We start from the raw sequence: 8041 nt of genomic DNA, 5'->3' as shown, positions 1-8041 counted from the left end.
AAATTGGCGCCCGAGGTAAAAGTGAATGCGATTGCCCCGGCGATGATCCTCTTTAACCCATGTGATGATGACGCTTATCGACAAAAGACCTTGGCCAAGGCTATGTTGCCCAAAGAAGCCGGTAATCAGGAGATCATTGCCTTAGTGGAGTACCTGCTCAATAGCCGTTATGTCACCGGGCGCAGCCATCATGTCGATGGTGGCCGGCATTTGAAATAAATAAGAAGCTAGATTTTAGATCCTAGACCCTAGACCCTAGACCCTAGACACTAGAATCTAGTGACCTAGCACCTTCTTTATTCAAAACGTCCATACCCGACTCGGGGTGATGATAACGGGTAAGGGCACATCCCAATGTTCGCAGGGCAGGCTTGGCACTTGCTGACAATCATGGGCATACCCCATGGGCAGCGGTTGGCCGTTGTCCTGCCAATTGGCCAGCGTTCTGTCGTAATAGCCACCGCCCATGCCCATGCGATTGCCTCTAATATCAAAGGCCACGAGCGGGGTAACGACCACATCAAGACGCTCGATTGGCATCACGCGCCGCACATCCAGCTTAGGTTCTAAAATGCCGTATTGATTGGGCTGCATCGGCGAATCCGCGTGGTAATGCAAAAACAATAATTGCCCGGCAGTAAAGGGGTGGAGCCTCGGCAGATAGGTGTGAATACCAAGTTGCCAAAGCGCCTCGATAAGTGGCGTTGTTGCGAGTTCACCATCGTGGGTAAGGTAAAGCGCGACATGCTGAGCCTTCATCGCCAGTAGCTTTTCGAGCATCCGCTGACTGGCGGCAAGACTTGCCTGTGTTTGCACTTCCAGTGGCAGCGAGCGACGGGCCAAGCGCACCTGTTTACGTAACTCGGCGCGGCTTAGATTTGGGCTGAGCGTGTGAGCGTCAATTTCAGAGTGCGTGCTGTTGGGCGCACAGAGCGTTGAGCCAGAGGCGGAGGCGGAAATGTTTGACGTTGTTGCGGTGATAGACATAAATAAGATGCTCCCCAGAATGCCGCTACCGGTGTAGCCCTTGAACCGTAGGTTCAAGGCGGGTAAATGATTACCTCCTAAGGCTTCTCGGTACGAGCCGAGCCTGCTCAATGTCAGTAAAGCATTCACCCTGAGATCAAAATTATCGGCACAGGGACATTACCAGTTGGCCTGCATCCCAGGGAGCAAAAACGGTATCGAATCGCTAATCGTATGGCTTAAAAGTATAGGCCAAGTTAGCCATTCACTGTGCAATTCATCATGGTTAAGGTGCTTAGCACGCGATGTCATGTTGAGGTGCTTGGCACCTTGCAGCACAGTCTAAAACTATTTGGTTAAACGCTCAACTAATCGGTTGAACGCTCAATAAGGGCATTTTCAAGGGTTGACTGCAACAGGCTGATGCGGTCATCCATTTGTTTCATATAATGCTTATTTTTTTGTTTTTCTTGATACAACTCGTGGCCAATATTCAGCGCCGCCATGATAGCAATTTCTTCGCGGCTTAAGCTGTTGGTGCGGTTTTTCATCGAGGTGAGCTGCTGTTCAACTCCCTGAGCCACAATCCGCAGGGCATCCTCTTGTCCTTTCGGGCAGGCGATAGAGTAGGTGCGCCCAAGTAGGGTGATTTCTACTGCACTGTTACTCATGTCGCGGTGGATCCTTTTGTTGGCATCAATAGGGCGGACTATATAGGGCTGATATTAAAAGTGCAAGGCAAGCGGCGAAGGGATTGCGTAATCGCGGTTTTGTTTGCTGCTTGTGTGAGCAGTTGCTGGAAATTTTCACTTGCGCCCCAAGAATGTGGCAACAGTGTTGGTTCAAGTCCTTATCTCTGCTAGCATTGCTGCTAGAAAATTCTGATTGGGATCTTAAGATGGCAACCCCTCCTTCGTTACGTATCGAAAGCTTAAGGCTGGCCTTAGCGGCGGCTGAAATTGGTCAGCATCCGGTGGAAGTGCACGGTGCCCTAGTGGGCTTAATCTGCGGGGGCGTTGATCAACAAGGTGATCTGTGGATTAAACCTTTGTTTGATCTGATGAACGATGGCCAGCCCTTACCCGCGCCATTGCATCAATTAGTGTGTGAATTATTCCAAGACTCCATTACCCGTTTGGTGGATTTTGAGTTTGGCTTTACGCCGTTGCTGCCCGAAGAGGAAGAACCCTTAAGCCAAAGGGTGGAGGCGTTATCGCTTTGGACCCAAAGCTTTTTAACGGGCATTGCGATTATTCAGCCCAAGCTCAATCAGGCCTCGGATGAAGTGCGTGAAGTGATCAAAGATCTCGCGGAGATCGCTCAGGTCGAATTTGATGTGGTCGATGATGAAGAGTCAGAAACCGCCTATGTCGAACTGCTCGAATTTGTGCGTATCGCCGCCATTATGTGTTACTCCGAGTTTGGCCCAGAGCCGAGCCTCGAAGAGGGCGACGATCCTGCGGTGATCCATTAATTGTCGGCGTTCCATTAAGCACTATCATCAGCGGCGCTAACCGCCGCTTTTTATCTGGTTTACAAAGCTAAAATCCTGATGGCGAAACGCTTTTAGCCATGCCATCGCTTGAATGAGACCCCCATGACGGTAGCAGAGCACATGGATAATTCAGTTCAACACGTCGATATCGCCATTGTCGGCGGCGCCATGGCGGGGGCGACCTTGGCACTGGCCCTCGCGCGTTTAGCAAGCACTCAATCGCCGTTGTCTATCGCCTTAGTCGAAGCGCATCTTCCCGATAACCGCCATCCCGGCTTTGATGCCCGCTCCATCGCCATTGCCCATGGCTCAATCTTTGAGTTATCCCGTTTAGGCTTATGGCCAAAACTGGCCCATTTAGGTACGGCGATTACCGATATTCATGTGTCCGATCGTGGCCATTTTGGCATGACAGAACTCAATGCCGCCCAGTTGCATGTGGATGCGCTGGGTCAGGTCGTCGAGCTTGAAAGGGTCGGCCAAGTGTTGTTTCGCGAGCTGCGCCAAACCCACGTTAAGCTCTATTGCCCAGCCAAACTCGCGCAGTTAATCCCGGATATCGACAGCCATACGTTAGTGTTGGCGTCTGGCGAGCGCATTTGCGCGAAACTGGTGGTCGCCGCCGATGGTCTGCAATCTCAGGTGCGCAGCAGTTTTAATCTGCCCATCACTCAAGTTGCCTTTGGGCAAACGGCGATTATCACCAATGTACAAACCGATAAGCCACATCAGCATTGGGCCTATGAACGATTTACCGAAACCGGCCCGCTGGCATTATTGCCGATGGCCGCTAGCCAAGGCCAGCCGCGATTATCCCTCGTGTGGGCGCTGGATGATAGCCGCGCCCAAGCGCTGCTCAATGCACCCAAGGCCGAGTTTTTAACGGCGCTGCAGTACGCCTTTGGTTACCGTGCGGGGCAGTTTATCGATGTGAGCGAGCGCCATGCTTATCCGCTAAATCTGTCGTATATGCCAAGGCCAATTCACCATCGTTGTGTGTTTATCGGCAATGCGGCGCAAACGCTGCACCCGATTGCGGGGCAGGGCTTTAACTTAGGCCTTAGGGATGTGGTGAGCCTGCTTGACGTGCTCAAAACTGCGCGAGCACAGGGCGAAGATCTCGGCTCTGCCGCCGTGACCCATGCCTATCTTCATGCCCGTGAGCACGACAGATACAGCACTATCCGCAATATTGAATTTTTAGTCCGTGGCTTCTCCAACCCATACTGGCCGTTGGCCCTTGGGCGTAATCTGGGATTACGGCTGTTGTCTTGGTTCCCGCCGCTGAAAACCCCCGTCGCTCAACACGCGATGGGTTGGAAATAATCATTACAGGTATCGCAACGCGAAAAGGATGTACCCATGTTAAGTTCACAAGCCTATGACATTGCCATTGTGGGTGGCGGCATGGTGGGACTCGCCACCGCGATAGGATTAGCGCAGGCTGATTTTAATGTCGTCGTGATTGATGCGGGCCACACACAGGCCGTGAGCGGCGAGCCAAGATTGCGAGTGAGCGCGATTAATAAGGCGAGCCAACGTTTGCTCGAGCACCTCGGCGCTTGGGGGTATGTGGATATGGCCCGCGCGACGCCCTATCAAAAAATGGCCGTGTGGGATAAGGACGGTTTTGGCAAAATTGGCTTTGATGCCAGTAATCTTTGCGAGCCAAGTCTGGGGACCATTATTGAAAACGATGCGATTAGTTTTGCGCTGGCCAAACGCGCTAGCGAGTTTGACAATATCACCCATATCGAAAACCAACGCTTACAACGCATTGCCTTTGGCGAGCGCGAAGCGTGGCTGACCTTTGCTCAGACCTCTGCTCAGACCTCTGCGCATGGTGCCGATGCTGGCATTGAAAGTGTCAGCGCCGCCCTGGTGATTGCCGCCGATGGCGCCAACTCTTGGGTACGCGAGCAATGCCAAATCCCATTAACTTTTTGGGATTATGGCCACCATGCAATCGTCGCGACCATTCGCTGCGAATTACCGCACCTTGCCACTGCTCGCCAAGTGTTTTTGCAAGGCGGTCCGCTGGCCTTCTTGCCATTATATGAAGACAACCTCTGCTCCATCGTCTGGTCAGTGCCGCCCGAGCGCGCCACAGAATTACTGGCAATGGACAAGGTGCAGTTTGAGCGCAATCTGACCGCCGCCTTCGATGGTCGCCTCGGTATCTGCACCCTGGAGAGCGAGCGCCATACCTTCCCCTTAAGGATGCGTTACGCCCGCCATTTTGCCCGCCACCGCTTAGTGCTCGCAGGCGATGCGGCTCACACCATTCATCCATTAGCGGGCCAAGGGGTGAATCTTGGCTTTTTAGATGCCGCCAGCATTATTGAAGTGATCAGTAACTTACAGCAAGAAGGTAAAGATATTGGCGATTATGCCGAGCTGCGCGCCCTAGAGCGTTGGCGCAAGGCCGATGCCATGGAGATGATCGCGGCAATGGAAGGCTTTAAGCGCCTGTTTGAGGGCGGTCATCCGCTTAAAAGGGCGGTTCGCGATCTGGGATTAAACCTCGTTGATAATGTCGCTGGGCTGAAAACAGTGTTCATGCAACAGGCCATGGGCAATAAGGCGGGGCTGCCAAAGCTGTGTCGCTAACGAATGAGGCCATGCCACTGTCTATCATGCCCCAATCTGCTATCTGCTATCTGCTATCTGCTATACCGCAATCTGCCATACCACCGCCAGCCATGGCGGTGGTGCGGCGTGGGCGAGGCTGCCTTGGTCGAGGTTGCGCTAATGTAATCGCCATGGTCGATCATCGCAGCATATTGGCGCTAAGCTGAGCAAATGAGCCGTTCGCCTGTAAAAAAATTACAGATAAAGATAAAAAAATCTAATGCGGCCAGCTTCGGATTAGAAAAATCTCCTGTATACAAATTTGTGACGCAAGGTATAATTTCGCCGCATTTTAGACCCTAGTATCGATATCCATCGGGATAACGAACCGGTTAATGTAGAGCTAATCAGGTGTGACCAACAGGCCCCTTGATGCAGGAAGGCTCATTCCTTTCCCATTGCAGCCAGCCTTGCACCCATGCAAAGCGCTTAGGCATAACGCCTAAGCTGCGATGCCAGTTAGCCCAAAAACCGGTGCGTTAACCGGATTGATATTACCCTACACTAGGCACAGACCTGAAAAAGGCCGCACAAAAGGGATAACAATGGCTAATAAAACGATATTGTTTAACAAGCATTTAGAGTCAAATGCTAAGATGGTCGATTTCCACGGTTGGGATATGCCCCTCAACTACGGTTCACAAATCGAAGAGCACCACGCCGTACGTCAAGACGCCGGGATGTTCGACGTATCCCACATGACGGTCGTGGATGTGGTTGGCCCTGATGCCTGTGCATTTTTGCGTAAACTCCTCGCAAACGACGTGGCCAAACTTAAAGTGCCAGGTAAAGCCCTGTACGGCGCCATGTTAGATGACAACGCTGGCGTTATCGACGATCTCATCACTTACTACCTCACCGACACTTTCTACCGCGTGGTCGTTAACAGCGCGACCCGCGAAAAAGACTTAGCGTGGATCGCCAAACAATCCCAAGGATTTGATGTCACCGTGACTGAGCGCCCTGAGCTGGCGATGATCGCCGTGCAAGGCCCTCACGCTAAGGCCAAAGCCGCCGCGGTATTCAGTAGCGAACAAAATGCTGCGATTGAAGGCATGAAGCCCTTCTTCGGTAAGCAAGCGGGCTCACTGTTTATTGCCACCACAGGTTACACCGGCGAAGCGGGCTACGAGATTATCGTGCCAGAAAATGAAGCCGAAGCCCTGTGGCAAGCACTGTTAGATCAAGGCGTTAAACCCTGTGGTTTAGGCGCTCGCGATACATTACGTCTCGAAGCCGGTATGAACCTCTACGGCTTAGACATGGACGAAACCATCAACCCATTGGCCGCCAACATGGGCTGGACCATCGCATGGGAACCCACCGACCGTGACTTTATCGGCCGCAAGGCGCTGGAAGCCCTGCGCGCGGCAGGAACCGACAAACTTGTCGGTTTGGTCATGGAAGAAAAAGGCGTATTACGCCATGATATGCCGGTATTTTTCACCGATGCGGCAGGCGTAGAGCACCAAGGCGTTATCACCAGTGGGACTTTCTCGCCCACATTGGGCTATTCTATTGCGATGGCGCGCGTCCCAAATGCGATTGGGGATACGGCACACGTTGAGATGCGCAAAAAGCGAGTGGCAGTGAACGTGGTAGCGCCAAGCTTTGTACGCAACGGTAAACAAGCATTTTAAAAAAACGGAACAAGGACCAACAATAATGAGCAATATTCCGACAGAACTGAAATACGCCTCTTCACACGAATGGATCCGCAAGGAAGAAGACGGTAGCTACACCGTAGGGATCACCGAGCACGCCCAAGAATTACTGGGTGACATGGTGTTCGTTGAACTGCCAGAAGTGGGTGACACTGTCACGGCGGGTGAAGACTGCGCTGTTGCAGAATCGGTCAAAGCGGCTTCTGACATCTACGCGCCAATCTCGGGTGAAGTGATTGCGGTAAACGAAGCGCTGGAAGACTCGCCAGAATTAGTGAACAGCGACGCCTACGGCGAAGGCTGGTTCTTCCGTGTGATGCCTTCTGATGAAGCGGAAGTTGACGCACTGCTGGATGCTGAAGGTTACCAAGCCGTAATCGACGAAGAATAGTCGTCGATGCCAACAAAGCCCCAAGGGGCTTTGTTTGTTTTAGCCTAAGTTTGACATAACAATAGCGCGTTTATCAGTACCCTACAGTTCTGACTCGCGGCAAATAGAACAAGGTTTATCATGAGCAAGCAAACCCTCACTCAGTTAGAACAGCACGATTTATTCTTGCGTCGCCATATCGGCCCCGATAGCCACCAACAGCAAGCCATGCTCAACTACGTTGGTGCTGAATCTTTGGATGATTTAACCGCGCAAATTGTGCCTGAGTCGATCCGTTTACCCCAAGAATTGAGCATTGGTGATTCCTGCTCCGAAGCCGAAGGCATTGCTTACATTCGCGGTTTAGCCCAGCAAAACCAAGTCTTCAAAAGCTACATTGGTATGGGTTACTACGGCACGCAAGTGCCGAATGTGATTTTGCGTAACGTCTTAGAAAACCCCGGTTGGTACACGGCCTACACGCCTTATCAGCCTGAAATCGCCCAAGGCCGTTTAGAAGCCATTCTTAACTTCCAACAAGTGTCGATGGATTTAACCGGCTTAGATTTAGCCTCTGCGTCACTGCTGGATGAAGCGACCGCCGCGGCCGAAGCCATGGCGCTGGCTAAGCGTGTATCTAAAGCCAAAAAAGCCAACATCTTCTTTGTGGCCGATGACGTGTTCCCACAAACCTTAGACGTCGTCAAAACCCGCGCTGAGTGTTTTGGTTTTGAAGTCGTGGTAGGTCCTGCATCAGAGGCCGTTAACCACGAGCTGTTTGGTGCTTTGTTCCAATATTCAAACCGTTTTGGTCAAATCACTGACTTCACTGACTTATTCGCCGAATTGCGCGCCAAGAATGTGATTGTGACCGTGGCTGCCGATATCATGGCCTTAGTGTTACTCAAATCACCG

At 52.0% G+C, this 8041-nt stretch carries 8 protein-coding genes, 1 other RNA gene and 1 pseudogene; 7 read left to right on the top strand and 3 right to left on the bottom strand.

The window, feature by feature from the left end:
- The coding region (locus ACRCZA_RS14370) for an SDR family oxidoreductase (protein WP_438675087.1) at positions 1-219 on the top strand (219 nt) is incomplete at its 5' end.
- Positions 220-300: 81 nt separating this feature from the next.
- Here the strand turns inward: ACRCZA_RS14370 and ACRCZA_RS14365 are convergent.
- The 3 genes from ACRCZA_RS14365 to ACRCZA_RS14355 all read right to left on the bottom strand — a co-directional run bounded on the left by ACRCZA_RS14365 (position 301) and on the right by ACRCZA_RS14355 (position 1637).
- Positions 301-987 (bottom strand): 5-formyltetrahydrofolate cyclo-ligase, encoded by a 687-nt coding sequence (locus ACRCZA_RS14365; protein ID WP_438675086.1) that lies wholly within the window; start codon positions 985-987, stop codon positions 301-303.
- A gap of 7 nt (positions 988-994) precedes the next feature.
- Positions 995-1175, bottom strand: a non-coding RNA gene (ssrS, locus tag ACRCZA_RS14360) — 6S RNA.
- A gap of 159 nt (positions 1176-1334) precedes the next feature.
- Entirely contained in the window at positions 1335-1637 is a 303-nt protein-coding gene (locus ACRCZA_RS14355) for a cell division protein ZapA (RefSeq protein ID WP_438675085.1), read from the bottom strand.
- Between the two features lie 227 nt (positions 1638-1864).
- On the opposite strand from ACRCZA_RS14355, the gene ACRCZA_RS14350 reads away from it, so the two are divergent.
- From ACRCZA_RS14350 to ACRCZA_RS14325, 6 genes and pseudogenes are all read left to right on the top strand, one after another.
- Positions 1865-2440, top strand: a complete 576-nt coding sequence (locus tag ACRCZA_RS14350; RefSeq protein WP_438675084.1) for a UPF0149 family protein — start codon at positions 1865-1867, stop codon at positions 2438-2440.
- Between the two features lie 123 nt (positions 2441-2563).
- A complete protein-coding gene (gene ubiH, locus ACRCZA_RS14345; protein WP_438675083.1) occupies positions 2564-3787 on the top strand; it encodes a 2-octaprenyl-6-methoxyphenyl hydroxylase in 1224 nt (407 codons plus the stop codon).
- 36 nt (positions 3788-3823) lie between these two features.
- Complete coding sequence (locus ACRCZA_RS14340; protein WP_438675082.1) at positions 3824-5071, top strand: FAD-dependent oxidoreductase; 1248 nt, start codon at positions 3824-3826, stop codon at positions 5069-5071.
- Positions 5072-5637: 566 nt separating this feature from the next.
- A complete protein-coding gene (gcvT, locus tag ACRCZA_RS14335) occupies positions 5638-6732 on the top strand; it encodes a glycine cleavage system aminomethyltransferase GcvT (protein ID WP_438675081.1) in 1095 nt (364 codons plus the stop codon).
- 25 nt (positions 6733-6757) lie between these two features.
- On the top strand, positions 6758-7147 hold the full coding sequence (gene gcvH / locus ACRCZA_RS14330; RefSeq protein WP_438675080.1) for a glycine cleavage system protein GcvH: 390 nt from the start codon (positions 6758-6760) through the stop codon (positions 7145-7147).
- A 120-nt stretch (positions 7148-7267) separates the two neighbouring features.
- Positions 7268-8041: pseudogene (locus ACRCZA_RS14325) on the top strand (glycine dehydrogenase (aminomethyl-transferring)); the annotation flags it as partial.

Origin of the sequence: Shewanella sp., from assembly GCF_051658185.1 — a bacterium.
Classification (GTDB): Bacteria; Pseudomonadota; Gammaproteobacteria; order Enterobacterales; family Shewanellaceae; genus Shewanella.
The sequence above is the reverse complement of the archived record's forward strand: the minus strand, read 5'-3'. Positions and strand labels throughout refer to the sequence as shown.

Coding starts and splice junctions, on each gene's coding strand:
- ACRCZA_RS14350 (WP_438675084.1), top strand. CDS start 1,865: ATGGCAACCCCTCCTTCGTTACGTATCGAAAGCTTAAGGCTGGCCTTA.
- ACRCZA_RS14365 (WP_438675086.1), bottom strand. CDS start 987: ATGTCTATCACCGCAACAACGTCAAACATTTCCGCCTCCGCCTCTGGC.
- ACRCZA_RS14355 (WP_438675085.1), bottom strand. CDS start 1,637: ATGAGTAACAGTGCAGTAGAAATCACCCTACTTGGGCGCACCTACTCT.
- ubiH (WP_438675083.1), top strand. CDS start 2,564: ATGACGGTAGCAGAGCACATGGATAATTCAGTTCAACACGTCGATATC.
- ACRCZA_RS14340 (WP_438675082.1), top strand. CDS start 3,824: ATGTTAAGTTCACAAGCCTATGACATTGCCATTGTGGGTGGCGGCATG.
- gcvT (WP_438675081.1), top strand. CDS start 5,638: ATGGCTAATAAAACGATATTGTTTAACAAGCATTTAGAGTCAAATGCT.
- gcvH (WP_438675080.1), top strand. CDS start 6,758: ATGAGCAATATTCCGACAGAACTGAAATACGCCTCTTCACACGAATGG.